Origin of the sequence: Lysinibacillus sp. FSL M8-0134 (genome assembly GCF_038069745.1) — a bacterium.
Taxonomy (GTDB): Bacteria; Bacillota; Bacilli; order Bacillales_A; family Planococcaceae; genus Lysinibacillus; species Lysinibacillus irui.
On sequence record NZ_JBBPAJ010000001.1, the window covers coordinates 1,815,024 to 1,840,332 of the forward strand.

Below are 25,309 nucleotides of genomic sequence, written 5' to 3' on the forward strand. Positions count from 1 at the left end.
ATTATAATGAAGTTGATTTGCCCTTTTTCTCGTTAATAATAAGGTCTTCATGTGGGTGAGCAGTGTCAGATTGTCCTTCACGCTCATTACGTTTTTTACTAGTACCTGGGTCTGCATCTCTTGAAAATGTTTGTTTTGTTGGCTCGTCTGTTGCAAATTCTGTATTTTTTTTATCTCTTTTCATTTCGACACCTCCTACAGATAGTATTTAACTTATCCAATAAAATATCCCTGTTAATTTCAACTAAACACGTTAATTTCATTTTCGACCACTTGATGATCGATGGTTTTTTTACATAAAGTATGGACCGCCAATAGCTTACTAAAGCCAGTATGATAAAAAATACTAGTAAAGCAAGGTCTTAAAAATGGTGAAAGTCAGATTAATACTACAATAAAAAGTAATCTTGGATGTGTATTGAATAAAAGAAAAAACCAGAATGGAAAATTCCATTCTGGTTAAAGTCTCACTTTTTAGGTTCACTACATATTATAAGGTTTGTATTTATTTTAAATTATCTATTGCATACTGCGCTTCTTCAGGAGTGAATTTTTCTCCATATTCAGAAATCAACTGCTCGTAAATTGCCGAATTTGACATACTCATCATTTTTGCGTATGTTTGGGCTTTTTTCAATGCGTTTTCTTTCCAATCAAAAACAATGTTATCAATAGCATATTGAGCGGCTTCTGCTGGGAATTTCTCCCCGTATTCCGATGTTAATTGGTCATAAATACCTGCCTTTGACATTTGCATATTTTTCGCATATTGTTCTGCTTTCTTTAAGGCAGATTTATATTCTCGTGGGACACTTTCCTCTTTAGCCTTAGCTTCTGCTTTAGCTTTGGCTTCTGCATCTGCTTTAGCCTTTGCCTCCGCATTCTCTTTAGCTTTCTGTTCAGCTACTACTTTTTCTTCAGCTTCTTTGGCTTCTCGTGTAGCTTTTTCTTCAGGTGTTTCTTCCTTAGGTTTTGCTGTAGTTTCAATTGTTTCATTACCCTTATCTTTGGAAGTTTCAGTTGAATCAGTTGTTGAGACAAACCCAATAAATGAAGCAATCATGACGGCTACTGAAATACCAGCAAATTTGATTTGTTTTTTACCTTTTATACTATCTTTTTTGGCAAATTTAACAATTGATAAAATCACGAAAATAAAAATTGCCACAAAACTCATTATCGAGATTATCAAAAATAAATCATCCATCTTTATCATCCTCCCCCTATTTTACATTTTAGGTAATTTGATGGTAAAAGTACATACAAATTTAGTAAAAATTCCACTTATCGAAAAAAATTTCTGGACAGTGTTATCTTTCAACCTTAAGACTAAAGCTACGCTCAACATATTAGGCATGATTTATTATTAAGGATATATATGTTAAAATAGGTATGTATGTGTATAAAAGGGAGCGAGAAAATGGTCTATATGAAATCACCTAGCCATCTGGTGATAGGTGGTAATTGTGCAGAATCAACAAACAAATTCTCTGTCTTCTTGGTCGAGGAGATAGAGAATGATTAAAAATAAAATAGCGTTCATTAGCGGGATTGTTATATTAGGTATATGTATGTGTCTGTTTTTCCCATATCCTAACAGCGAAATGATCTATGCTCAATCTTCATTTATGTCATTTCCAATCCAAACGAAAGATGGATTTAGGATGCTTGGTATCATCGGTTCGGTTTTGTTTATAGTTGCTATCATTTTAATTGGTAGGAGCATAACCAAATATTTTTTTCGAACAATTGGTTTGGTCGTGATCCTCTATGCATGTTTACCTTATTTACTCATTACGGCCTATCAAGAAACCTTTGCTAGTGGCATAATGGCCATATCCTACAATGGAGATGGTACCTGTGATTTTGAAATGTTGGGTAAAGACTTAATGATGGGTGAATGTGAGCTTGCATTACATAATCGAAGCAATGAAGCTGTATCATTTGATTTAGAGTTTTTAGAATCTAGTTACTTGGAAGATGACATGCGTATGACGACACTTATGAATATAGCGGGTCCCTATCATCTAACAATCGAGGCAAATAGGATAAAGTCAATTCACCTGTAAGAAATACTTGATGTAACAGATGTTTCAAACCATATGGAGGGTGGAGCTTCGTATGAAGTTCACTTTAAATTATGGAACGGGGAAACTGAACGAAATTTATAGATGATCGTAAATAATGTACTAATAAGTAAGTAACCAAAAGCGGGTGATGAACAATGTCACTCGCTTTATGTTTGACTAAACTTATACAACAACAAATTTCATAGTATAAATTCAGCTTGTTCCACATATATATGATAAGCAGCAAATTGCGAACGTTCAGTACCTTTTAAGTTCATAGAGGGGGGGATGTCTATGAGTAAACAAATGTCGATGTTTGAGCTTTTGGAAACACCCGTGAAAAAGTCTGTAGAGGGTGAAATAAAAAATGTTGAAAAGAAAAATGTAGTAGCACCTCGTAAGGTGGGATATATTGTACCGCAATCATATGCAACCGTTGTGCATTAAAGTTAAATTTGCTTTTATGCTAAACTTGTATTAAATTATAAGGAATGTGAATTTTAAGAGAGGAGGCAAAAAGTGATGGAAATGGTGTACAGAACAATGGCAATTGAAGTAAAGACATTTTTACAATTAGATGATTTTTTGTCAAAGGGACCAGTCTGTGGTTTTTTAAGTAAATGCCATATTAAACATAGTAACCGGAAGCTTTTTGCCTGTCTATTATCATAGATGAAAAAAGTAAAAAAATGGATGATCGATAGAAATTCCTAGACGCCGGTTTTTATGGCGTCTTTTTTGTTGGGATTAACGTTTAGAAAGGGTGAGTTGATTGCTGAAAAAACTAAGGCAATTTAGGAATGTTTCAGTGTTCCAAACGCTTCTAATTTAGCAAAATAATTAGAAGCGAGGAATTTAAAAATGAATAAACAACAAATTTTTACACCGTCATTTCTTTTTCTATTTATAAGTAATTTTTTGATTTTTATAGGATTTGAAATGTTACTGCCAATTTTACCGGCCTATTTAGTAAGTTTAAACGCCAACCCGATGCAAGTAGGGTTGGTAACGACTGTGTTTACAATAGGCGCAATTATTATCAGACCTTTTATCGGTTACTATTTAATCGATCATCAGCGAAAAAATCTAGCGATAGGTGCATGTATATCGTTATTAATCATTACGATGTTGTATCCTTTTCTTAATAATATTTGGCTTTTCCTTCTGTTACGGCTAGTCCATGGAACGGCTTGGGGGGTTTCCACTACAACTAATAGTACAATGGCTGTCGATAGTATTCCTAAAGCTAAATTAGGAGAAGGTATGGGGTATTTCTCCATTTCAACAACAGTCGGAGCAATTGTTGCACCGAGTCTTGGGATTCTTATCTACCATTCTTTTTCCTTCCATACACTCATTTGGTCTTCTGCCTTACTTTGTGTATTAGCTGTCATCGTACTTCCATTTGTTCAATCAGTGACACCTATTCAACATGAAAAGCAGCCATTTCGTTTTATGGAAGCGATTTTTGAAAAAGATGTATGGTTTCAAGCATTACTAACTATAGTGACGACACTTGGATTTGGCGCGATCATTACCTTTTTAGTGCTGTACGGAGAACAAAAAGGATTAAATCATATCTTTTTATTCTTTCTCATCAATGCAATTGTTTCCACTTTACTACGCCCATTTACAGGAAAATGGTTTGATCGGAACGGACCATGGTCGATCATCATTGTGTCAGCAACGCTAGGATTTTTATCATTGATTGTGCTGTCTTATACAACAAATAATGGAAGTCTTATGATCTCGGCAATTTTATTTGGTGCAGGTTATGGAACCGTTATGCCGTGTTTACAAACATGGACTGTTCAAAAAGTAAGTGAAGCAAAAAGCGGAGCAGCCAATGCTACTTTTCTTTCAAGCTTCGATGTTGGAGTTGGCATGAGTGCCTTTGTACTAGGGATTCTAGCAGAATGGATGAGTTTAGAAACGATTTTCCGTCTTGTTAGCTTAAGCTTCCTTTTAGTCGTCTTATTAGTATATAGAGATTATAAAAGAAACAAGAACATGTAATCATAAGGACCAGCCACATCGAAAAGAGTGTCTGGTCCTTTTATTACATAAACGACATATGAGGCAGGAAATTGAGTGTAGAACACAGAACACTAGCTATGTAACATTTTTAATTAAATGACAAGGCGAGGTAGGTGGTAGCTATGCTAATTGCAAAGGGTGTCAAAATGCTAGAGCTGAACTATCAAGGGTTCATCATTCATCCGATGTTGGTGTGGGATCAGAATATGGCTGTGTTAATGGATGCAGGCTTTCCAGGGCAAATGGATGCGTTACGTGAGGCAATGGCACAGGTGGGCGTGTCTTTGGATCAACTGAAAGCGGTTATTTTAACACATCAGGATGTGGATCATATCGGTTGTCTTCCTGATATTTTGCAGGAGTGTGGACAGGATATACATGTTTATGCTCATGCCCTTGATAAGCCTTATATTCAAGGGGAGTTGCCACTATTGAAAGATGGTCAACTAGTGAATCCCCCAAAGGGTAGGGTCGATGTAGAGTTGAGTGATGGGGAAGAATTACCGTTTTGCGGTGGAATTCGCGTTATTCATACACCAGGACATACGCCTGGTCATATTAGCCTCTATTTAACACAAAGTAAAACATTAGTTGCAGGGGATTCAATGTATAGTGTAGATGGCCACCTTGAGGGTATACACGAGCCAACTGTGTTACATTTAGAGGAAGCGCGTCTTTCTTTACAGAAATATGTAGATCTAGATATTGAAACGGTTGTTTGCTATCACGGTGGAGCTAGTAGGGGAGATATTGACCATCAGCTGAAAAAGATCCTGATATAGTATAAAGACCAGCCTTAAATTTTCAAAAGGCTGGTCATTTTTGATTATTCTGTAATGGTCTCTTGGAATGTTTTACGGCCAGGGCTTACTTTATTGATATGAATATCGATTTTACTAATGGAATCTTTATTTAATGGAATTTTGCCATTCTTCTCTAGTTTTTTCCATGCTTTCACGTTATCACGGTATAAATATTCCGATAAACGAAAGACATCTGCATCCATTTTTAGGCCTTCCTCAAAGGTACCCATAATTTCTTTTTTGACTTCCTCTGAAACCTTTTTTCTTACCTGATCTGGATCTAGCTTGCCTTTAAAGCCATTTAAGACTGTATCAAATTTTAAAACGACTTCAAACCGTACTTGGCTATTAGTGACGATTGGTTTAACTCTGACATCTAATTTTTTTATATCAACAGTTAGGTAATCATCTTTTTCGTTATTTGCTAATTCAAAGGTAATTTCGCCTTGTTTTGTTGCATCATTCATCCATTCGATCCCTCGAGCAGATGTCCCTTTTAAATAGCCTTTGAAGCTGTCCTTTGAGAGAATACCCACACCTGCAAAATAGGTTTCTTTTTCTTGCCCATCTATTGTTTCCCAGCTTTCATTAATGGTAATGTAAGGAACCTTCATTTCATGGTTTGGCTCATTTAAACCGATCACTAGCTGCCTTAAATTGACAGGCTCTACAAATGACTCTTGCTTCGCTGTATTTTTAGGGTTACTTAGTTTAGCAGAGGTTGGTGATTTCTCTAATAATGGAGAAACTAATAACACATCCTCAATCGAGTCATCTGTACAGTAGACCCAAATATGATATCGGGTTTCTCGAAAACGCAAAAATGTGTCGATAACAGAAATGGCATGCTCATCACGCATAGCATTATCTGAGAAAAGAAGAAAGGTCATATGCCCCCAAAACACTTCTTGGTCCATCGAACGATATAATTTATAAATAGCCTCTTCAATAGTTTTGCCCGTAGCTTTCCCTATTTCGGTAGGCGCTGCTTGAGGATTTGCTGTTTCTGTTTTAGCTACAGTGGCAAAGTTAATAATTTGTAAGTATACAGTATATTCATTGTCTTTATAATCTACTCCAACACCTTGCACATAGTACATTCGTTGTGGCTCTGTGACATCCCAACAGCCTGATAACAGGAGTGTAATAGTAAACATGAACATAGCCACTACTATATTTTTTTGACTCATATGTCTCCCTACTTTTTAAAGGTCGTGTACATTAGTTTGGACAAAAAATGAGTATATTATAAGTAAGATAGTATGTAGGAGAATGGAATAGAAAAGTGCTGCCTACAGTCAACAAGATGCTGTGGCAGCACTGACTTACTCAGTTAATGAAAGTATTTCTCAACGCGTTGAACAACTTCGTTTGCTGAAAGCCCATCCGCGTCGATGACTGGACCAGCCATGACTGGATCACTAATTCCCATCACGTCTCGATCCTGACCTGTAATGATACAGGCATCACATTTTTTGGCATCCTCTTCATTGCGAAGCTGGATCACTTCATAGCCTTTTGCTTTTAAAGCATCCTCAATATTAGATAATGATTGTTCCACACCAATAATTCTAGACATTTTTCGTCCACCTCCTATAAATAATGTGCCATTTCAGGTTGCTCATTATTCATATTATTTTTTAAAGGAAGATGGATAATTTCCTGCTTTCTTCACAACATGAGTTTAGCGCTCTGTTCTTAATAGTGGCTGTGTACTACATCTAAAAGAACCTCCGAAGCTTCGTGAAATTTTAAAATCAACATATTCGACTGTGATCCCTTTTTGTTCTAATTGTTCACCAATCCATGTAAATTCTTTATCTGTAATATAAACCTGTTCATTAACAGGTAAACCATTGGTAGCAAGGCGTGCCGCATCTTCTAAGGAAACGTAAATTTTATCCCAATCCTTTAGCTGTTCAGGAATACCATCTAAAAAGGCTTCCTCACAAACAATCATAAGTCCGTTTCTTACCAAGCTAAGAGCACAGTCTAAATGAAGAATGGTTGGATGAAGCGGAACTTCAACTACAGTATAATCGAAGTTACTCGCTAAATTACGTAGCCATTGAACGCCATTTTGATTGGAAGCTAGTCCTGAATTTCCAACGAAAATTATTTTATCTAAAACTAAGACATCGCCTCCCTCTAAAAAGGGACCCGCTTCTGACGCTTGTCCTTCTGCCATATCTGGCTTTGGAATAGAGACATAGTAACATTGATTTTCATTTGCCTCCTGTGCTAAAAGATGACGCACCGGCAAAATTTCATTGCGTCTATGGGGAAATCGAAGTGAGCCTTCGAGTAACAATGGACCAATGGTGAAAAACGGATCTCGGACAAAGAAATTGCTATAGCCGTCCTCTTTTCCTAATTCCTTTTCATAGTCTGTTAAAAGTCTTGGAGTATGGACTTCAACCCCATACTTTTCTAAAACTTTCTTTAAATTAAGACGTTCCAATTCCCATTGCTGCTGTCTTTCTGGAAAAACATCTTTATAATTTTTACCCTTCGTATCGACACCAGCATAGAGTGCTAACGTTTCTTCAGTTAAAAATTCATCATCTGTTAACTCGTCTTTTGAGGGAAAAGCAAATTCTGATTGAGCCATTACCACTCTCTTTAAAGGAGCAAACTCACTTTTTACAAAAATATTCGTCATCGTACTTCCTCCTGTTGTATGATGGAGAAAAAGAGTGAACTATATTCTCCGTTGTGTCCTTATCCTAAGCTATATAGTAACTACATAGTCAAGAAAGGTAGTAAGGTGGTGAAAAGATGGGCATTGCAGAAGTGTTGACCATCGTTTTGGTTGTATTAAAATGGACAGATGTCATAGCATGGTCATGGTGGCTAGTTTTATTACCTGCCATTATCTCAATTAGTTTGTATGTACTACTATTGGTGGTGAAGCTCGTCGCTGTGCTGATTGGTGTAGTAGCAGTGAAAAAACGACAAAAGAGGGCAGGTCTTTAACCTATTGATTGGATGCTTAATCGGGAACTAAAAAGTGGTAAGCTCCGTCCAATTGGAACGAATCTTACCACTTCGTAATTATTTGCTAAGTTCATAGGTTTTTATAGCGGTTGGAACAAAGCTTTCACATTTATCTAATAGTGCTGCCACGTCCTCGTCAACAATAAGTGCCTCTCGATATTGCGCTTTTAAAAATTGTTCCTGTTGCATATGGTCAAAAAATGAAATTAATAAATCGAAATAGCCCTCGATATTGAAAATAGCACAAGGCTTTTGATGCAAGCCGATTTGATTCCAAGTAAACACTTCAAAAAATTCCTCTAATGTTCCTGGGCCTCCAGGTAGGGCGATGAAACCATCTGCTAGTTCCATCATTTTACTCTTTCGTTCATGCATCGTATTGACAACGATTAACTCGGATAGCTGCTGATGAGCAATCTCACGTTCCTCTAATAATGTCGGAATCACCCCAATAACCTTTCCACCTTCTTGTAGAACCGTATTTGCTACTGTAGCCATAATTCCGACACTAGCACCTCCATATACGAGAGTAATGTGGCGCTTTGCTAATTCTTTACCTAGGCGGATAGCCCCTTCACGATAGGCATCAGAAGCGCCGATACTGGACCCACAAAATACTGCGATACTTTTCATAGTTGATTCCTCCATATCTAATCATTCGATTATCTTGGTTCAGCACGGTTTTTCGAGCGAAAGCGAAGCATCCTTGATCTGCTCAATGAAAAAACTACTGAAATAAGATAGGTCTCAGGTGGATGTCACAGATTTAGTAGAGGAGCTTTGAGCAAGCTTGAAAAATCTGGACAATCATTACGCCGAGCCGCAATTAATAGTATAATTTATTTTGAAGTGGAAAGGAATGGAGGAAAAGATCATGCAATTAAATGAGTTTCAACGTTGGGTGAAGGATTATTATGAAGAACGGGGTTGGTCTGAGCTCAATATTTTTACACGTATTGGGTTTTTGGCAGAAGAAACAGGCGAAGTTGCAAGAGCTATTCGAGCATTAGAAATTGGTAGAGACCGACCAGATGAAAAAATAGCATCCCATGAGGAAAATAAACAAGAGCTAAAGGAAGAGCTTGGCGATGTGATAGGGAATATTATTGTCATTGCAAATCAATATGATATTCCCCTAGAGGACATATTTGCTGCTCATCAAGACAAGCTGTTAAAACGCTATCAGGATTAGGAGGAGAGCAATGGAGTATCAAGTGGAAATTCTACGTGAAGAGCATGATGAGTTTACAAACTTTTTAGCAGAAAAGATTCGAACATTTAACAATGAGCATTCCTCTTATCACCGAGAAAGTAGGCAGAAGGGTGCAGTTCAGCCTTTACACCTGATCGTCACTGATGACCAGCAACAATGGATTGGTGGGATAACAGCTGAGGTCTACTGGGGTTGGCTGGAAATACATAAATTTTGGTTTTGTGAAGAATATCGAGGGAAAGGTTTGGGCAAAAAGCTACTGGCACAGGCTGAGGGAATTGCTAAGGATATGGGAGCAACGAAAGCACTGTTGACAACCTTTGAATTCCAAGCGCGAACATTTTATGAAACACAAGGCTATCGTGTTGTAGGAGAAATTAAAGATTATCCGCCAGGTAGCAGCTATTATACAATGGTAAAGCTACTGACATAAGAAAGGGCTGTCTATTTCAATAGGCAGCCTATTTAATTGATGTCACCCAAGTAAATTGTTGTTTTTTGTCCACGGATAAATTGTTGTAATGGTTCGATGAATGCTTTTGGATAAAGTCTCTTCGTATGTAGCATTTCGATGGGTAGCCATTCTGTTCCGATTTGATGGCTATCGGGATTCGTTGGCTGACAGGAGACCCCATTTAACTGGCATAAAAAATAGTATTCTACTTGGTGTGCATCAGCATCAAAGGCAGCATGCTCATGGTTTTTGCCGATATATTCTCGGATAAATAGAAGCTCTCCAATCTGAACAGAGGAGCCAATTTCTTCAAGACATTCTCTTTGCAGTGCTTCATGAAAGGTCTCTCCATGCTCTTGTCCGCCTCCCGGGAAAAGATAAAAAAAGCCCTCCGGATCTTGATTTTTTGTTAGTAAGATTTCCCCGTTCACAATAATGATGGCTTTAACCGAATTTCTTATCATAGGATTCTCCTTTTAATGTTATTTTTACATGGATCATGACTAAAACGCTTCATGAATGTCTACCTTAGTAAAAAGGGGAGATAAAGCGTGTATTCAATGTCCAATTTTAAAATTCTTGTAGACAAACAGGCTGAAATCGATACAATTTATCAGAAATGCGATGACTTAATTCAATCAACTGTTAGACCGAAGCTTGATGCAGAGGTAGAACAGTTTTTAAGTCTCGTTGAACAGCATTTAACGCAGCAAGGCTTTACGATTAAAAAAACGTCAACAGGCTTAATTGCTAATTTTCAAGAAGCTGTTATTAATGTGGATAAACATTCAAAGCATTTGGAAGAGTGCTTTTTTATCAATTTAAATAGCTATGCAGAGGATCAAGTATCCATTGTTTTGGACATTTCACCAATAATGCTACCTAAAATATCCAATCAGCTCGATGGCTATACCGATATTATTGAGCAAATGACCGATAAACTAAAGCAAGCAAAAAGCCTCGAGAAAGCCTGTAATCAACCAACATTTCTCTATAAAACGCAAAGCAATAAAGTTTTCCATTCCGCACAACAAGTAGTGGATTATTATTTTCAGTAATGCGATCGAAGGAGAAGCCACCTTAAAATAATTTAAGGTGGCTCATTTGTGTTATCGTCATTGGATGCCCGCTATCATCCATTATGGATTGAAGTTGCTATTGAATATATTTTCTCCCACAAAGCCACATCGTCAGGGATAGACCCAAGAAGTAAAGTGGCATTGTCAGTAAAGAACCGTTGTGTAGTAAACTCATGCCCGATGTAATGGCACTGACTAATAGGTAATAGCCAAGACTAAAAATAGCGCCGGCTGTACCGATAACATCCTGAAAGTCTACTAATGCAAGACTTAGACAATTAGGAAGTGCAATGCCAGCACCGAGTAGCATTAGAAAAACGGTTAGCATTATGCCTATCGCCAGTATTGTTACGTGCATTGGTACACTACAGATAATTGTTAAAAGAAGTGCACCTATTAGCATCACCAAACAACCAACGTGAATGATCCATTGTGGTGGATGATTTTTGACAAGTCGCTTTGAGATCATGGCTCCAATGATCGAAGCCAGTGCAACGATGATGCCCAGAAACCCATATAGGCCAGGTGTTATCTTGAAATGCTCGATGAAGATAAAAGGTGCTTCAGCATAGTAGCTAAATAGCACACCATTGATGCCTCCGATGAGTAATCCATAAACAAGAACGGTTGGTGAAGCGCAAAGGCGTTTGACGACAGGCCAAATCGCTATTCTTTGTCTTGCTGCAGGATTTGTTGTTTCAGGTAGCCTGCAATAAGCATAGATGAACAACAACATACTCATCACAACAAGAACAAAAAACACAGCCCGAAAGCCTATTGCTTGATCCACCCATCCACCAATCAGTGGCCCTACCGCAGGGGTAAAGGCTATGACGGCTGAAATTTGTGCAAACATGGCGTGTCGTTGACTACCCGTTACACTTTCACGCAAAATGGTCTGCGTAATAATAGAGCCAGTAGCAGCCCCGAACGCTTGAATAAATCGACTTCCTATTAGAAAGGGAAGTGTCTCTGCATAAAAACAAAGTAAGCTCCCAATTCCATAAAAAAGGAGACCGCCTAACATGGCAGGGCGGCGACCAATGATATCAGAAATCCATCCCCAGCCAAAAACTCCTAATGCAAAGCCAATAAAATAGATGCTTAAGGTGAATTGGATAGCGCTATTGGAGACACCAAGTGCAGCTGCAATATCCGGTAGAGATGGTGTATAAATAGTTTCACTAATTTGTGGAAAAGCCACAAGAACAATCATTAACAATAAAGATGGTACTGCCTGTTTTTTCAACATATTGCCCTCCTACAAGCAAATTCTACTTTGTGCTATTACAAGTAGATTGCGTAGCTAGGGAAACGGCGGGACCATTATCAGTATACGTTCATAGGATGTCATGTTGAAATCACCTTTATATGCTTGAAGTAGGAGTGCATAGTCTGGTCCCTATTATAAGCCATTTTACAATATTTAAATAGGAATAATTGCTAAACCTAAAAGAAATTGCTTGTACATGGAAGGGGAATTATGTAAAATAGAACAAACGTTCTTTAAATGTAGAGGAGGAACAAAATTGACATTACAAAGTGAAGATGTATTTCAGCTCACAGAATTGACGGCTAAGGATATTCAAGGATTAATCGAGCTATCGGCTTCTGTTGGGTGGGACTATGATGCTCACGAAATTAAGACAATCATGGCAGCTGGTCGAATAGTCGGTCATAAAAATAAGGAAGGAAAAATTGTTTCATGTGCAGCTATAACGAACTATGATACAAATGTAGCTTCCATTGGCATGGTAATTGTGCATGAGCAATGCAGAGGTTTTGGCTTAGGTAGAGTTGTTACACAAGCTTGTATCGATCATGTTTCAAAGGAAACAACCATTATCCTTGTAGCAACAAAAGAGGGAGAGCCTTTATATGAAAAAATGGGCTTTAGGACGGTTGAGCATGTACATAAATATTTAGCAGACAACTTTGTAGAGACGACAAGGGACGTTGATTCTTTTGTCATGATTAAAGAATTTCAAGAAGCGGAATTTGAACAGCTGGTCAAGCTTGATGCAGGAGCATTTGGGGATCGTAGAGAACTCTTTTTGCGGGAAAGAATTCGGCAGTCCCAGCGCTGTGTTGTTGTGAAAAATGAGCACAACCAATTGATTGGGTACGGTCTAACGATTCAAGGACCCATTTATCTTCTATTAGGACCCATCGTAGCGCCAAATAAGGAAATAGCGCAGAATATTATTAAAGAATTGGCTAAGGGTCATAACGGGAAATTACGTATCGACTGTCCGTCTATCCAAAAGGAGCTTTGGCCATTTTTACAACAAAGTGGTTTTACATTGGCTGCAACACCACCTGTCATGATCCGCAATGCCAAAAAAATGCCTACTCGCAATCAAACATTATTTGCTCTTGCAGCACAAGCATTTGGTTAATAAAAAGTGCGAGCCTAATTGCAGGCTGCGCTTTTTTTTGTTGTCAATAAAGGATTTTAAAGGAATGGTAGAGAATGGTATGGAGGGTAGAGGAAGGGGAGGACATAATGTTTCCAATTTTAGAAACAGACAGACTTAGATTAAGAGAACTCAAAGAGGACGATGTAGGTGCGATTTTTCGTTGCTTTTCAAATCAGGAGGTCACACGCTATTATGGGCAGGAGCCATTTGTCGATAAGCAACAGGCTGATGAATTAATCAAGCATTTTGCCAAAAACTTTGAAGAAAAACGTGGGATTCGTTGGGGCATTGAACATAAGGATTCAAATGAAATTATTGGGACAATTGGGTTTCATTTATGGTCGGCGGCGCATCAACGAGCAGAAATAGGCTATGAAATTCATCCTGATTACTGGCGACAAGGCTATACAAAAGAAGCTGTGCAAAAAGTGATTACCTATGGCTTTGAGACGATGAATTTGAATCGCATCGGAGCTGTTGTCTTTTTAGCAAATGAAGCATCCAATCAGCTACTCAGGAAACTAGGGTTTCAGGAAGAAGGTATATTGAGGGATTATATATATCAAAACGGACAAGCTTATGATACGTTTATCTATTCTTTGTTAAAAAAAGATGAATAGTTTAGCTTTGGTAAAGTGAAAGAATACTTTTTTACTGAATTGTGGATAATAAATAATGAATTAGGGTGAGTTTTGAGGTTGAGATTTTCGGTTATAGTGCTTATATGAACAATAATTCATTCGTTCTTGAAAATGTAACAGAAGAGGAGCTAGGTGTTATGGAGCAATACAGCACAGCTTATTTTCAGAAGCTAGATTTACTAGCAAGCTTATACGCAGGGCAGGCCGCTTTAAAAGAGACAATACCAACCGAGAAGATCAACCAAATGGAGCGCTATCAACAAATTGAAGCGGCGATTGCGAAGCTAAATAACGAAATAAGACTAATTGAACGGACTATTTTAAAGTCCTCCTATTCCACAGAAAATTGTTAATAGCAGCTCAACCCATGTATGTTCAATACATGGGTTTTTATTTTGAGAAGAAGACTTCTTTTTATGCGCTATCCAGTAATCTGAGCCTGCTATCCGTCACATTAAGCATTCTATCCGCAACATTCGCTGAGCTATCGATTAAATTGAGCGCTCTATCCGCTACTTTCCCCAAGCTAACCGTCACAATAAGCATTCTATCCGCCACATTCGCCGAGCTATCCGCCACATTGAGCGCTCTATCCGCTACTTTCAGGATTCTATCCACTAATTCGCTTACCTTCTCCGGTTCCTTAGCGCAATCTATCGTTCTGCCCGAGCTATCGATTAAATTGGACGCTCTATCCGCTAGATTCCCCAAGCTAACCGTCACATGAAGCATTCTATCCATCACTTTGCATGTTTGATCGCGATTGCGCAGGGTTATCCATCACATTGAGTGTTCTATCCGCTATTTTCAGGATTCTATCCACTAATTCGCTTACCTTCTCCGGTTCCTTAGCGCAATCTATCATTCTGCCCGAGCTATTGATTAAATTGGACGCTCTATCCGCCAGATTCCCCAAGCTAACCCACATTAAGCATTCTATCCGCCAGATTCCCCAAGCTAACCGTCACATTAAGCATTCTATCCGCCACATTGAGTGTTCTATCCGCTATTTTCAGGATTCTATCCACTAATTCGCTTACCTTCTCCGGTTCCTTAGCGCAATCTATCATTCTGCCCGAGCTATTGATTAAATTGGACGCTCTATCCGCCAGATTCCCCAAGCTAACCGTCACATTAAGTGTTCTATCCGCTACTTCTTTCGCCGATCTATCCGCCACATTGAGTGTTCTATCCGTCACTTTGCATGTTTGATCGCGATTGCGCAGGGTTATCCATCACATTGAGTGTTCTATCGATCACTTTCCTTGAGCTATCCGCCACATTAAGCATTCTATCCGTCACTTTCCATGTTTGATCGTGATTGTGCAGGTTTATCCATCACATTGAGTGTTCTATCGATCACTTTCCTTGAGCTATCCGCCACATTAAGCATTCTATCCGTCACTTTCCATGTTTGATCGCGATTGCGCAGGGTTATCCATCACATTGAGTGTTCTATCGATCACTTTCCTTGAGCTAACCGTCACTTTCAGCATTCTATCCATCACTTTGCATGTTTTATCGCGATTGTGCAGGGTTATCCATCACATTGAGTGTTCTATCCGTCACTTTCAGGATTCTATCCACCACTTTGCCCGTTCTATCCGCCACATTACCTGAGCTATCCATCACTTGCCATCCTCGGTACACAAAAAGACCCTTATAGTCTCACTATAAGGGCGTCTATCTTTTATTGAACAAGGGCTAGCAGAAATTGATCGCGATCTGTTTCCTCTTGCATTTTACTATCGACCAGCATTGCACCTGATTGGACGTTGGTGATGGCGTTGTCTACAAGAAATTGCATATTCACTTTGGCTACTTCATTGTTAACGGGGCAATTTCCCTCGAACTCTACCACGTCTTGGCCCTTTTGGGTTTCGAAATAAACCCAATATGGATTGTCGCAGGCAGAGGCAAAGGCGCTCTCTAATGTTTTTGTACTATTTTCATAGGAATAGTTTTTTACGTATGTAATATATTCATTGTCAGTAATATCCTTTTGTGGACCATAAAAGTACCAGAATACCCCTAAAATACCAATAGGCACAATCCACAATATATTTCTTTTGCTTAATTTCCCCATGCGTTGCATCCCCCTTTATGAGAATATTTTAACATCTTCCTTTGTATTTTTGCTAGCTTACGATAATATTTTCTAATGGGGGTAACAATTTTGTTGATTTCACATGTTTTGAATTCATAGAGTGGTTATGTTAACGTTAGCTAGTAGTTTTGTTTAGAGATAGTCATTTTGGATGAGTGAAGGAGGTTTTTTATGCATAAAAGAAGACGCGGTCTGCTCCTAGTTCTCGTGCTCATGTTAATAGGTCTGTTCCTTTTTTTCGGCATGAAATTAAGGCCAGGCACACAAACAACGACAAGAAATTCTGAGTCCAGCGCAGTCCAAGAGGATGTGTCTGAGAATGTGGGGGACATCGTGCAGGATATAGCCCGTTTAGCGCAAGAGGGAAGAGTGCCAGAAGTCCCCTTTGCTGCGGGAGAAGCCGATCAACAGACGGTTCATGCGCAATGGGGAAAACCTCTGCAAGTAACGGAGTCAGCGAATGGACAATACGAAGAGTATCAGGATGTGACCATCGGCTATCAAGGTTCAAAGGCCTTTGATATTCGTTCATTCAAAGAAGATATGAAGAAAATTCATCTTACAGATATTAAAAACAAGTTAGGGGAACCGGATGAGGTTCGCTACTATCAGGACCCAACGACCAATCAAATTATTTTTGTCTATCAAGTGAATGACAAGTATCAGTTAAAATGGATCTTACCAAAACCAACTGACAGCGATGCTAATCCTGTCGTGCATCATATTTCGGTCTATACAGAACTAACTGAACAAGTAACAGATACAGTAGAACAAATGACATTGGATGAAAAAATCGGGCAAATGATGTTTGCAGGCGTTTCAGGTACGACGCTCCAGCAGGAGACGACAAGTCTCATTCACGACTACAAAGTGGGCGGTTTGATACTGTATGGCAATAATCTTGAAACACCACAGCAAACTGTCACACTCATGAATGCCTTAATGGCTGCAAATGTAAATAATCAGCTACCACTTTTTCTAGGAACAGATCAAGAGGGTGGAAAGGTTGTCCGTTTACCTGGACCTTTAAAAAATTTCCCAACGAACCAAAGAATTGGTGACATCAATCAATCATCATTGTCATTTGCGGTGGGTCAATTACTAGGGGAACAACTAAAGGCGTTCGGCTTTAATCTTGATTTTGCCCCTGTACTGGACGTCAATAGCAATCCGAACAATCCCATTATCGGTGATCGCTCGTTTTCCAATGTTCCTGATATCGTCAGCAAATTAGGCATAGAAACCATGAAAGGACTAGAATCTAAGCAGGTCATTCCTGTTGTCAAGCATTTTCCCGGTCATGGGGATACGGCGGTAGATTCCCATTTAGAATTGCCTAAGGTCACAAAAAGTTTGGACGATTTGAATCAACTAGAACTTGTGCCATTTAAAGCAGCCATTGATAACGGTGCTGATGTCGTGATGGTTGCTCATATCTTATTACCTAAGATTGATCCACAGTATCCTTCATCGATGTCGAAGGACGTTATTACAGGTATGTTAAGAGAGCAGCTCGACTTTGACGGTGTAGTAATGACGGATGATATGACCATGAAAGCCATTACCAACCATTTTGATATCGGACGGGCAGCCGTAGATTCTGTGAAGGCGGGTAGTGATGTTATTTTAATTGCCCATGAGTATGCAAATGTGACAGCAGCGATCCAAGCTGTGAAGGCAGCCGTCAACAAGGGAGAGATAACAGAGGATCGCATTGATGACAGCGTCCGAAGAATCATTGCGCTGAAGCAAAAGTATCAGCTTGCCAATCAACCTGTGAAAGCTGTTGATATTAACAGGCTCAATACAGACATTGAAAAAGTATTGAATATGTATATGAAATAAAGATAGGGAGGGACATACAGTTTGCCATGTATGTTCCTTTTTGTGAGTGCAGGATAGGGGTGAAAACATGGATAAGGATTTCAAATTAGCTAGTACATTATTAACTTTGCTGGATTCTGAACAAAGATGGTTTACCTTAGCGGAGGTTGAAAAAAGCCTCCATATTTCAGATAAAACCATCCGAAAGTTAGTTGAGGAAATCAATGGGCAATTGCCGACAGCGATGACGATTGAGGTTTCTAGAGGGAAGGGAATTTTTCTACAACGAGATGGGCGAAGTAGTACAACCGTTAGTGAAGTGGTTTCTAGCATGTACAGGCAAACCATCTTTTATCGACTAATGAATGTATTGTTTACAAATGGGGATCAGTGGTCAATGGAGGAGCTCGCGGAAGCTATGTTTATGAGCACCTCCTCTTTGAAAAAACTCATTATGCAGTTAAATAATCATGATCTGAAGCCATATAAAATACGCATTACATACTCGACACCAGCCATCAAGGGAAATGAATTAAATATCCGATATTTTTATTGGAAGCTATATGGTGATGCCTATGAATTTACAGGATGGCCATTTACGAATAGTGACTATGATGTGATCCATCAATTAATTACGAAAATTGAGCATGAACAAAACATCGTTTATTTTATCAATGCTAAAAGGAAATTATCTTTTTTAGTTGCGATTGTCCTTGAAAGAGTGAAAACAGGGAACTATGTAAAAGTGACAAAGAGTAATTATCATTGGGAACAGGCATTTTTCTATTTGCCAATAAAAGCCCTTGCGAAGACACTGGAAGATAGATATTCAATTGAATTACCAAAAAGTGAAATGTTTTTTCTGCAGTCTCTCTTTAGTATTAGCCAGTATCATTATTATGAAGAGTCAGACATGACGCCGAGGAAAGAAATCGAATTATATAAAAATAAAGAAGTCGATCAAATGGGCCAACAGTTGTTCACATTGTTGGCAAAGGCTTATCCCCATCTTGAGATGAATGAGCGGTTTATCTTAGAGGTCTATGAGTTCCTTGCCAAGCTGTTAATCGATAATGCCATTCCTGAATGGATGGCGATTTCAAAAAGTAATTTAACAAACTATGTTCAAATCGAGTGTCAACAGATTTATCAAACTATGCAGAACTGTATGCAAAAGTGGCAAAAAGCATACCCCTCAGTGCTTTATAATGACTTTCATTTAACCAAACTCACCTTACTTGTTCGTTCGGGACTTCGCTATAAAAGTAAAAGAGCATTTTTGGTTATCGGAGAGGAGTTTTCAATCCGCCATTACATTGCCAACTTGATCAAGAATGAAATTGGGGACCAATTAATCATTATCACTTCCATTATGAAGGGGCTAACCGACGAAATGGTACAGCTGCACGACATTGATTTTGTTATAAGTAATTTCCCTGTTGTCTTATCAACAGTGCCAGTTGTTATTATTTCAACAATCCCTTCCAAAAGAGATTTAGACAATATTCGGAAAGAATTGCTTCAGTAATTTGGTCAATTATTTCCCGTACACTCCGTAACATTCTGGTCTAGTTTGTCGAGATAAAAAAATCTTATACTCATAGTAGTTTTTGAACGGATTTCTATTTAGGGAAAATTTGTTTGGAAATGGCTATGAGTATTTTTTTATCGGTAAATGAAAACGGTTACCTAATTATATTTGAGATACATTGACAGGACTTGGAGGGTTAAAGATGAGTAGACATTTAGGTGCAAAAAAGGGAGAAATAGCTGAGCGAGTATTGCTGCCTGGAGATCCTTTACGCGCAAGATTTGTTGCGGAGCATTTTTTAGAGACGGCTTATTGTTATAACGAAGTAAGAGGGATGTATGGTTATACAGGCATGTACAAAGGTGTGTCAATTTCTGTTCAGGGGACAGGAATGGGCAATCCATCGATGAGTATATACGGGACGGAATTGGTCAATGATTATGGCGTGAAAAAATTGATTCGAATCGGTACATGTGGGGCGATGCAAAAGGACATTAATATCCGTGATATTATTTTAGCCCAGGCAGTGTCCTCAGATAGTAATTTGACGGAAAAAATATTCTACGGAAATAATTATGCACCAACAGCCGATTTTTCCCTGTTAATGAAGGCCTATCAACAAGCGCAAGGTAAAAAAGGTAATGTCTTTGTGGGCAACATTTATAATTCTGATGAATTTTATCGTGAAACATTAGACAGGCTTCACAAGTTTATGGAATTCGGTGTATTAGGTGTAGAAATGGAAAGCACGGCCCTCTATACACTAGCTGCTAAATACGGGGTACAGGCATTATCGATTTTGACGGTAGGTAGTCAATTATTAACAAATGAATGCTTAACCCACGAAGAAAGTGAAAAATCCTTTTATGAAATGGTTGACGTTGCACTTAATACAATCATCGATGAATCGTAAGGAAAGCGGTAGATTTGTGGAAGTCCTTTAGCAATTATTCTAGAACTAGGATTAATATGGAAGGAAAAACATTCACATTACGTTATAAAGATTGTTAGTTACGGAGGGGACAAGATGCATTTTTTAATTTCTATAGTAGGTCTAATTCTAGTTCTATTCTTAGCATGGGTTGCAAGTAATAATAAGAAAAAGATTAAATATCGCCCCATCATGGTGATGATTGTAATCCAATTTGTGCTAGGCTTTCTTTTACTTAAAACGGGAATTGGTGAATTTTTAATTAAAGGTTTTGCGGATAGTTTTGCCAAATTACTGGAGTATGCGAATGAAGGCACTAATTTTGTATTCGGTGGGATGGCTAATGAAGGCGCTCATACATTTTTCCTTTTTGTTTTAATGCCGATTGTTTTTATGTCCGCTATCATCGGAATATTGCAACATTATAAAATTCTGCCGTTTATTATCAAGTATATTGGGTTAGTCCTAAGTAAAATTAATGGCATGGGAAAACTAGAATCCTATAATGCGGTGGCAGCTGCAATAGTAGGCCAAAATGAAGTATTTATTTCGGTGAAAAACCAAATTGGATTTTTACCGAAACATCGTCTGTATACTTTATGTGCTTCAGCTATGTCAACCGTTTCGATGTCCATTGTTGGCTCCTATATGACGATGCTAGAGCCCAAGTATGTCGTGGCAGCACTCTTATTAAATTTATTTGGTGGTTTCATCATTGCCTCCATCATTAACCCGTATGAAGTGCAAGCGGAGGAAGATATAATTGAAGTGCAGGAAGGCGAAAAGCAAACGTTTTTTGAAATGCTAGGCGAATATATTATGGATGGTTTTAAAGTAGCCATCATCGTTGGGGTCATGTTGGTAGGATTTGTTGGCTTAATTGCCTTGATTAATGGCCTATTTAACGGGATTTTCGGCATCTCATTCCAGGGCATTCTAGGCTATGTTTTCGCACCGGTTGCCTTTGTTATGGGTGTACCATGGCATGAGGCTGTTAATGCTGGTAGTATTATGGCGACAAAGCTGGTGGCCAATGAATTTGTTGCCATGCTTGACTTCGTTAAAATCCAAGATAGCTTAAGTGAGCGTACAGCAGCCATTGTCTCTGTTTTCCTTATATCCTTTGCTAACTTTGGTTCCATTGGTACGATTGTAGGTGCAGTAAAAGGGTTAAACGAAAAGCAAGGCAATGTAGTGGCTCGTTTTGGATTAAAATTGCTCTACGGTGCCTCCCTTGTAAGCGTTCTCTCGGCGATCATTATCGGCATTGTATTTTAAGGAGATTCATAATTATAGGCACCAATGAAAATTGGACAATTCATTGAATTGGAAATTCAGAAAATAAAGGATAAGATTCTACCAAGTGAACTGCATTCTATTTTGTAGACAGTTTAATAAAAAGGGATGTAGTTGTTCATACGCTGCGATCAGATGACTTCGGTAAGTTGCTGGGGTCATCTTTTTTAATGTCTAATGCTTTTTTTTGTGGTTGTAATGATTCATATAATCCATCACAAGTGTATGTAATTCTGCTAAACTTTCTGCTTCTTAATAATCTATTTCAAATGCCCAAAGAGTGATTCCAACAGTGCGTTGTCTAAAGTTCGCGGACGACCTGTGTTTCCTTTTCCACCATAGGTTTGAAACGGCACGATTAGATACTAAAGCGACATTCGGATTCGCTTCAATTTGTCTGCGTTGATGAATAGGAACACTTTTTTTAAAGTGTCCACTATTGGGTGTTCTGTTCTGTAAATATGTATGTCTCTTTTATTTTTCGATAATCCCGATATGAAGATTAAATAAAGATCCTAGCAATGTCGTTGATTCTAATTACTCACTCGCTTAATATGAATATGTAAATAGAACATTTAATAATTAAGCAGGGGATAAAAATGGTTGATCCGATATTAATTATAGAAGATGAGGATATTTTAAGAGAGATTCTTAAAGATTATTTCTTGAATGCAGGTTATTCAGTGTTAGAAGCTAAAGATGGTGAAGAGGCACTGCAGGTTTTTCAAGAAAATGAGCTGAGTTTAATTATTTTAGATATTATGCTACCAAAATTGGATGGATGGACGATATGCCGTCGCATACGGAAAACTTCAAATATCCCGATTATCATGTTGACTGCTCGTGCAGATGAAGATGACACATTACTAGGCTTTGAATTGGGAGCCGATGATTATGTGACGAAACCATACAATCCACTCGTTTTATTGGCACGTTCTAAAAGACTGTTACATCATCGGGAGCAAAAAAATGATGTAGCAGGTGACTGTATGGAAAGTGGTGGCATCAAAATTCATATACCTTCTAGGACTGTACAAGTGAATAATAAAGAGATTTCTTTGACGCATACAGAATATGAAATGCTTTTATATTTAATGGAAAATAAAGGGATTGTTATAACGAGAGATCAGATTATAACCAAAATATGGGGCTATGAATATTTTGGAGATGACCGAACACTTAATAGTCACATGCGAAATTTGCGAAACAAATTAGGAGACCATTCTACTTGTATAAAAACGATCGTTCGAACAGGATATAAATTCGAGGATATACAATGAAGCGAGGAATTGTATATAAGTTGTTTTTACTAACCACTATGCTGTGTGTACTTATCTTGGCTACCATTTTTGTAGGGCAAACCATATTCTTCAAACAATTTTATATCAATAAAAAAGTAGGAGATTTAGAATCCAATTTAACTGTATTTGAAAAAGAGTATCAAAAAAATAGTCATGACATGACGAAAATTCAACAGTTAGTGAGGGATTTTACTGATGAAAATAATGCTTGGATTACAATATTGGATCAGTCCGGTCATTTAAAGCATGAGGATGATTTCTATATTGAAGTGCAATTGCATGAGGATTATCAAACTATGGTTGGATTGAAAACAATAAAAGTTCCTTTATATGTCATTGATGGAGAAAATCCGGTCCAGTTATCGGAATCATTGTTGAAGAATAGTCAAGTAAATTTAATCGGAATACTAAAAGAGTCGCAATTAACTCCAATTGAAATGATAATAGAAAATGAAACATATACAAACCCTAATCTATTGGAAAAATCTTTAACCTACAGGAATAACTTACTTTATAAAAAAATAGGGAGACCGAGGGAAAAGCTAAAGGAATTATATACCTCGAATGAAAATTCAGATATGGTTCATCTGGAGGGTAAAATTATTCATTTTCAATTTCCACAGAGTAATAATTTATCCAATATTATTTATTCTAATTCACTATTTTTAGAGCAAATTAAAGATTTTCAAAATAAGATATTATTAAATGAACTGGATTTTCATAATTTTACTACTCAACATAGTAATTATGTACAAAACGACATTAAGTACAAAATTTTAATAACAAAATCTGATGAAACAAACTCCTATATATTTTCAATGGCTTCACTTCAGCCAGTGGATGAAGCTGTTCAAATGATTGAGGAATATTATATTTACATTGTTGCTTTTGTTTTTATATTGATATTATTGGCATCTTTTTACTATTCAGTGAAAATAGCCAAGCCGTTATTGAGAATCAACCGTACTACAGAGAAAATAGCAAATTTAGATTTTTCTGAGACAATTGCTGTTCATTCACAGGATGAGATTGGAGATTTATCAAGGAATATCAATGTACTTTCGAACAGATTAAGTATGTATATTGACCAGCTACAGCAAGATATTGAAAAGGAAAAAAAGCTAGAGAATACGCGAAAAGAATTTATTTCTGGTGTATCACATGAGTTAAAAACACCCTTAAGTATTATGAAAAGCTGCATAACAATATTGAGAGGAAATGTTGCAAATCATAAGAAAGAATATTACTTCGATGCATTGGAACAAGAAGTGGATAAGATGGATTTATTGATTATCGATATGCTTGAATTAGCAAAGTATGAATCGGGTACGTATAAAATACAAATGGATGCTTTTTATATCCATTCGCTGTTAGAAGAAATTTGCCAAAAACTTATGCCTGAAATTGAGCAAAAACAATTACGAGTTGAGACCCACTTATTACAGATTGAAGTAGTTGCTAACCAACGCCGTATCGAGCAGGTTCTTATGAATTTTTTGACGAATGCTATTCGGTACTCGCCTGCGCAAGAAAGTATAATTGTGACGATTGAGGCAGAAGGGAAACAGGTAAGAGTTAGTGTTGAGAATAAGGGGGCTCAAATTGAAAAAGATCATTTAGAGAAAATTTGGGAGCGCTTTTACAGAATTGATGCTTCTAGAAAAAGATCTGAAGGTGGAACTGGCTTGGGACTGGCAATTTCAAAAAATATATTAATGCTCCATGGAGTTGAATACGGTGTTTGCAATACATCCGATGGTGTAGAATTTTATTTTTATTTACCAATAAAAGAGTGAGACAAGCTCATACAAACGGTTTTATAAACCTTTTGTATGAGCTTTTTTAATTGTAGCAAAGATATTACATTGAAAATTAATTGTGTGAAATTTTCTACTTATGGTCACTTTTCCATCAGCTGGCCAAAAGTAATTTCAATTTAAATGAAGTTTCATTTCGAATCCACCTCATCTTGATTTTATCTTTACATTGTTCAGCAATAATAGTTTATGTAATACAAAATAACTGAAAAGAGGGAATAAGATGAGTAAAAAAAATTTAATCATGGCTTTTGGTATTTCAGCATTTTTATTAGGTAGTGGGCATACTTACGCTAAACAAATTCAGAAAGATGCAGATGCATCAGTAAAATCCGCTCAAATAGTTAGCACACAAACCGACGAAACAATAAAACAAAAAAGTAACGAGCAACCAACGCAATTTAGTTTTACTGATGAGGCTTTCTTTACAACAAATGGTCAGCCTGATTACTTTGCTAATGATTTTTTAAATAATTCAGACCTATTTTCTTTATTAGATATGACTCCAGGAGAATTGAAACAAAATTTGGATACTGGTAAATCGGTTGTAGAAATCGCAGCATCTAAGAATATATCTACACAAGATGTAATAGAAGTTATAGCAAAAGAACAATTAAAACGACAGTTTGAAGGAGAAGAAAAAGAAGCAACAGAAGAAATGATAGAAGATTTAAAAGTAAAAGTGTTACATGTAATTGAATACAAAAGTAATTGATCCATACAAGGAGGTAATAATTATTTGTAGCATTTTAGAAAAAAGTTAAACTTTGATTAGTAGGAATACAGATT

General features: G+C 37.5%; 29 protein-coding genes. 19 read left to right on the forward strand and 10 right to left on the reverse strand.

Going from position 1 to position 25,309, the window contains the following annotated elements:
• Nucleotide 1 precedes the first annotated feature (1 nt).
• A complete protein-coding gene (locus tag MKY49_RS08975) occupies nucleotides 2–184 on the reverse strand; it encodes a hypothetical protein (protein ID WP_274796786.1) in 183 nt (60 codons plus the stop codon).
• Nucleotides 185–505: 321 nt separating this feature from the next.
• Nucleotides 506–988 (reverse strand): Ltp family lipoprotein, encoded by a 483-nt coding sequence (locus MKY49_RS08980; RefSeq protein ID WP_396631742.1) that lies wholly within the window; start codon nucleotides 986–988, stop codon nucleotides 506–508.
• 529 nt (nucleotides 989–1,517) lie between these two features.
• Between MKY49_RS08980 and MKY49_RS08985 the strand changes: the two genes are divergently transcribed.
• From MKY49_RS08985 to MKY49_RS09005, 5 genes are all read left to right on the forward strand, one after another.
• Complete coding sequence (locus MKY49_RS08985) at nucleotides 1,518–2,069, forward strand: hypothetical protein (RefSeq protein WP_341386015.1); 552 nt, start codon at nucleotides 1,518–1,520, stop codon at nucleotides 2,067–2,069.
• Between the two features lie 294 nt (nucleotides 2,070–2,363).
• Nucleotides 2,364–2,516 (forward strand): hypothetical protein, encoded by a 153-nt coding sequence (locus MKY49_RS08990; protein WP_274796788.1) that lies wholly within the window; start codon nucleotides 2,364–2,366, stop codon nucleotides 2,514–2,516.
• 72 nt (nucleotides 2,517–2,588) lie between these two features.
• Nucleotides 2,589–2,741 carry a hypothetical protein gene (locus MKY49_RS08995; RefSeq protein WP_274797401.1) on the forward strand — a complete coding sequence of 51 codons (153 nt, stop codon included), beginning with the start codon at nucleotides 2,589–2,591 and terminating at the stop codon, nucleotides 2,739–2,741.
• A 189-nt stretch (nucleotides 2,742–2,930) separates the two neighbouring features.
• Nucleotides 2,931–4,085, forward strand: coding sequence for an MFS transporter (locus MKY49_RS09000; protein ID WP_341386016.1), 1,155 nt, complete (start codon nucleotides 2,931–2,933; stop codon nucleotides 4,083–4,085).
• 143 nt (nucleotides 4,086–4,228) lie between these two features.
• Nucleotides 4,229–4,888 carry an MBL fold metallo-hydrolase gene (locus MKY49_RS09005; RefSeq protein ID WP_312506286.1) on the forward strand — a complete coding sequence of 220 codons (660 nt, stop codon included), beginning with the start codon at nucleotides 4,229–4,231 and terminating at the stop codon, nucleotides 4,886–4,888.
• Between the two features lie 44 nt (nucleotides 4,889–4,932).
• Here MKY49_RS09005 and MKY49_RS09010 read toward each other — a convergent pair whose 3' ends face one another.
• The 3 genes from MKY49_RS09010 to MKY49_RS09020 form a co-directional block, all read right to left on the reverse strand.
• Nucleotides 4,933–6,099 carry a Ger(x)C family spore germination protein gene (locus MKY49_RS09010; RefSeq protein ID WP_312506285.1) on the reverse strand — a complete coding sequence of 389 codons (1,167 nt, stop codon included), beginning with the start codon at nucleotides 6,097–6,099 and terminating at the stop codon, nucleotides 4,933–4,935.
• Nucleotides 6,100–6,242: 143 nt separating this feature from the next.
• Nucleotides 6,243–6,488 carry a YkuS family protein gene (locus MKY49_RS09015; protein ID WP_274796792.1) on the reverse strand — a complete coding sequence of 82 codons (246 nt, stop codon included), beginning with the start codon at nucleotides 6,486–6,488 and terminating at the stop codon, nucleotides 6,243–6,245.
• Nucleotides 6,489–6,593: 105 nt separating this feature from the next.
• Nucleotides 6,594–7,571, reverse strand: coding sequence for a dimethylarginine dimethylaminohydrolase family protein (locus MKY49_RS09020; protein WP_341386017.1), 978 nt, complete (start codon nucleotides 7,569–7,571; stop codon nucleotides 6,594–6,596).
• Nucleotides 7,572–7,687: 116 nt separating this feature from the next.
• Between MKY49_RS09020 and MKY49_RS09025 the strand changes: the two genes are divergently transcribed.
• Nucleotides 7,688–7,885: a transmembrane Fragile-X-F protein gene (locus tag MKY49_RS09025; protein ID WP_274796795.1), complete on the forward strand. Its 198-nt coding sequence runs from the start codon at nucleotides 7,688–7,690 to the stop codon at nucleotides 7,883–7,885.
• Between the two features lie 78 nt (nucleotides 7,886–7,963).
• Here the strand turns inward: MKY49_RS09025 and MKY49_RS09030 are convergent, their stop codons facing one another.
• A complete protein-coding gene (locus MKY49_RS09030; RefSeq protein ID WP_341386018.1) occupies nucleotides 7,964–8,539 on the reverse strand; it encodes an LOG family protein in 576 nt (191 codons plus the stop codon).
• A gap of 241 nt (nucleotides 8,540–8,780) precedes the next feature.
• On the opposite strand from MKY49_RS09030, the gene MKY49_RS09035 reads away from it, so the two are divergent.
• Together MKY49_RS09035 and MKY49_RS09040 are read left to right on the forward strand one after the other, a co-directional pair.
• A complete protein-coding gene (locus MKY49_RS09035; protein ID WP_341386019.1) occupies nucleotides 8,781–9,098 on the forward strand; it encodes a MazG-like family protein in 318 nt (105 codons plus the stop codon).
• 10 nt (nucleotides 9,099–9,108) lie between these two features.
• Nucleotides 9,109–9,552 carry a GNAT family N-acetyltransferase gene (locus MKY49_RS09040; RefSeq protein ID WP_274796798.1) on the forward strand — a complete coding sequence of 148 codons (444 nt, stop codon included), beginning with the start codon at nucleotides 9,109–9,111 and terminating at the stop codon, nucleotides 9,550–9,552.
• Nucleotides 9,553–9,584: 32 nt separating this feature from the next.
• On the opposite strand, the gene MKY49_RS09045 is transcribed toward MKY49_RS09040, so the two are convergent.
• On the reverse strand, nucleotides 9,585–10,037 hold the full coding sequence (locus MKY49_RS09045) for an NUDIX domain-containing protein (protein ID WP_274796799.1): 453 nt from the start codon (nucleotides 10,035–10,037) through the stop codon (nucleotides 9,585–9,587).
• A gap of 96 nt (nucleotides 10,038–10,133) precedes the next feature.
• Here MKY49_RS09045 and MKY49_RS09050 point away from each other — a divergent pair, with 96 nt between their 5' ends.
• Nucleotides 10,134–10,631, forward strand: a complete 498-nt coding sequence (locus MKY49_RS09050; protein ID WP_312506357.1) for a hypothetical protein — start codon at nucleotides 10,134–10,136, stop codon at nucleotides 10,629–10,631.
• Nucleotides 10,632–10,728: 97 nt separating this feature from the next.
• On the opposite strand, the gene MKY49_RS09055 is transcribed toward MKY49_RS09050, so the two are convergent.
• On the reverse strand, nucleotides 10,729–11,901 hold the full coding sequence (locus tag MKY49_RS09055; RefSeq protein WP_341386918.1) for a multidrug effflux MFS transporter: 1,173 nt from the start codon (nucleotides 11,899–11,901) through the stop codon (nucleotides 10,729–10,731).
• 280 nt (nucleotides 11,902–12,181) lie between these two features.
• On the opposite strand from MKY49_RS09055, the gene MKY49_RS09060 reads away from it, so the two are divergent.
• The 3 genes from MKY49_RS09060 (at nucleotide 12,182) to MKY49_RS09070 (ending at nucleotide 14,066) form a co-directional block, all read left to right on the forward strand.
• Nucleotides 12,182–13,051, forward strand: a complete 870-nt coding sequence (locus MKY49_RS09060) for a GNAT family N-acetyltransferase (protein ID WP_341386020.1) — start codon at nucleotides 12,182–12,184, stop codon at nucleotides 13,049–13,051.
• A 107-nt stretch (nucleotides 13,052–13,158) separates the two neighbouring features.
• Nucleotides 13,159–13,692 carry a GNAT family N-acetyltransferase gene (locus MKY49_RS09065; protein WP_322605196.1) on the forward strand — a complete coding sequence of 178 codons (534 nt, stop codon included), beginning with the start codon at nucleotides 13,159–13,161 and terminating at the stop codon, nucleotides 13,690–13,692.
• Nucleotides 13,693–13,757: 65 nt separating this feature from the next.
• A complete protein-coding gene (locus MKY49_RS09070) occupies nucleotides 13,758–14,066 on the forward strand; it encodes a hypothetical protein (RefSeq protein ID WP_274796801.1) in 309 nt (102 codons plus the stop codon).
• 61 nt (nucleotides 14,067–14,127) lie between these two features.
• Here MKY49_RS09070 and MKY49_RS09075 read toward each other — a convergent pair whose 3' ends face one another.
• Together MKY49_RS09075 and MKY49_RS09080 are read right to left on the reverse strand one after the other, a co-directional pair.
• Nucleotides 14,128–14,331 carry a hypothetical protein gene (locus tag MKY49_RS09075; protein ID WP_341386021.1) on the reverse strand — a complete coding sequence of 68 codons (204 nt, stop codon included), beginning with the start codon at nucleotides 14,329–14,331 and terminating at the stop codon, nucleotides 14,128–14,130.
• A gap of 1,072 nt (nucleotides 14,332–15,403) precedes the next feature.
• Nucleotides 15,404–15,799, reverse strand: coding sequence for a glucosamine 6-phosphate synthetase (locus MKY49_RS09080; RefSeq protein ID WP_274796802.1), 396 nt, complete (start codon nucleotides 15,797–15,799; stop codon nucleotides 15,404–15,406).
• A 192-nt stretch (nucleotides 15,800–15,991) separates the two neighbouring features.
• Here MKY49_RS09080 and nagZ point away from each other — a divergent pair, with 192 nt between their 5' ends.
• From nagZ to MKY49_RS09115, 7 genes are all read left to right on the forward strand, one after another.
• On the forward strand, nucleotides 15,992–17,665 hold the full coding sequence (gene nagZ, locus MKY49_RS09085) for a beta-N-acetylhexosaminidase (protein WP_341386023.1): 1,674 nt from the start codon (nucleotides 15,992–15,994) through the stop codon (nucleotides 17,663–17,665).
• 67 nt (nucleotides 17,666–17,732) lie between these two features.
• Nucleotides 17,733–19,172, forward strand: coding sequence for a helix-turn-helix domain-containing protein (locus MKY49_RS09090; protein ID WP_341386024.1), 1,440 nt, complete (start codon nucleotides 17,733–17,735; stop codon nucleotides 19,170–19,172).
• Between the two features lie 205 nt (nucleotides 19,173–19,377).
• Nucleotides 19,378–20,088, forward strand: coding sequence for a purine-nucleoside phosphorylase (gene deoD, locus MKY49_RS09095; protein ID WP_341386025.1), 711 nt, complete (start codon nucleotides 19,378–19,380; stop codon nucleotides 20,086–20,088).
• Between the two features lie 114 nt (nucleotides 20,089–20,202).
• Nucleotides 20,203–21,384, forward strand: a complete 1,182-nt coding sequence (locus tag MKY49_RS09100; RefSeq protein WP_322611705.1) for a NupC/NupG family nucleoside CNT transporter — start codon at nucleotides 20,203–20,205, stop codon at nucleotides 21,382–21,384.
• Nucleotides 21,385–22,001: 617 nt separating this feature from the next.
• Nucleotides 22,002–22,682: a response regulator transcription factor gene (locus tag MKY49_RS09105; RefSeq protein WP_312506270.1), complete on the forward strand. Its 681-nt coding sequence runs from the start codon at nucleotides 22,002–22,004 to the stop codon at nucleotides 22,680–22,682.
• Entirely contained in the window at nucleotides 22,679–24,499 is a 1,821-nt protein-coding gene (locus tag MKY49_RS09110) for a sensor histidine kinase (RefSeq protein ID WP_341386026.1), read from the forward strand. The genes MKY49_RS09105 and MKY49_RS09110 overlap by 4 nt, the downstream gene beginning before the upstream one ends.
• Nucleotides 24,500–24,743: 244 nt before the next feature.
• Nucleotides 24,744–25,235 (forward strand): hypothetical protein, encoded by a 492-nt coding sequence (locus MKY49_RS09115; protein ID WP_341386027.1) that lies wholly within the window; start codon nucleotides 24,744–24,746, stop codon nucleotides 25,233–25,235.
• Nucleotides 25,236–25,309 lie beyond the last annotated feature (74 nt).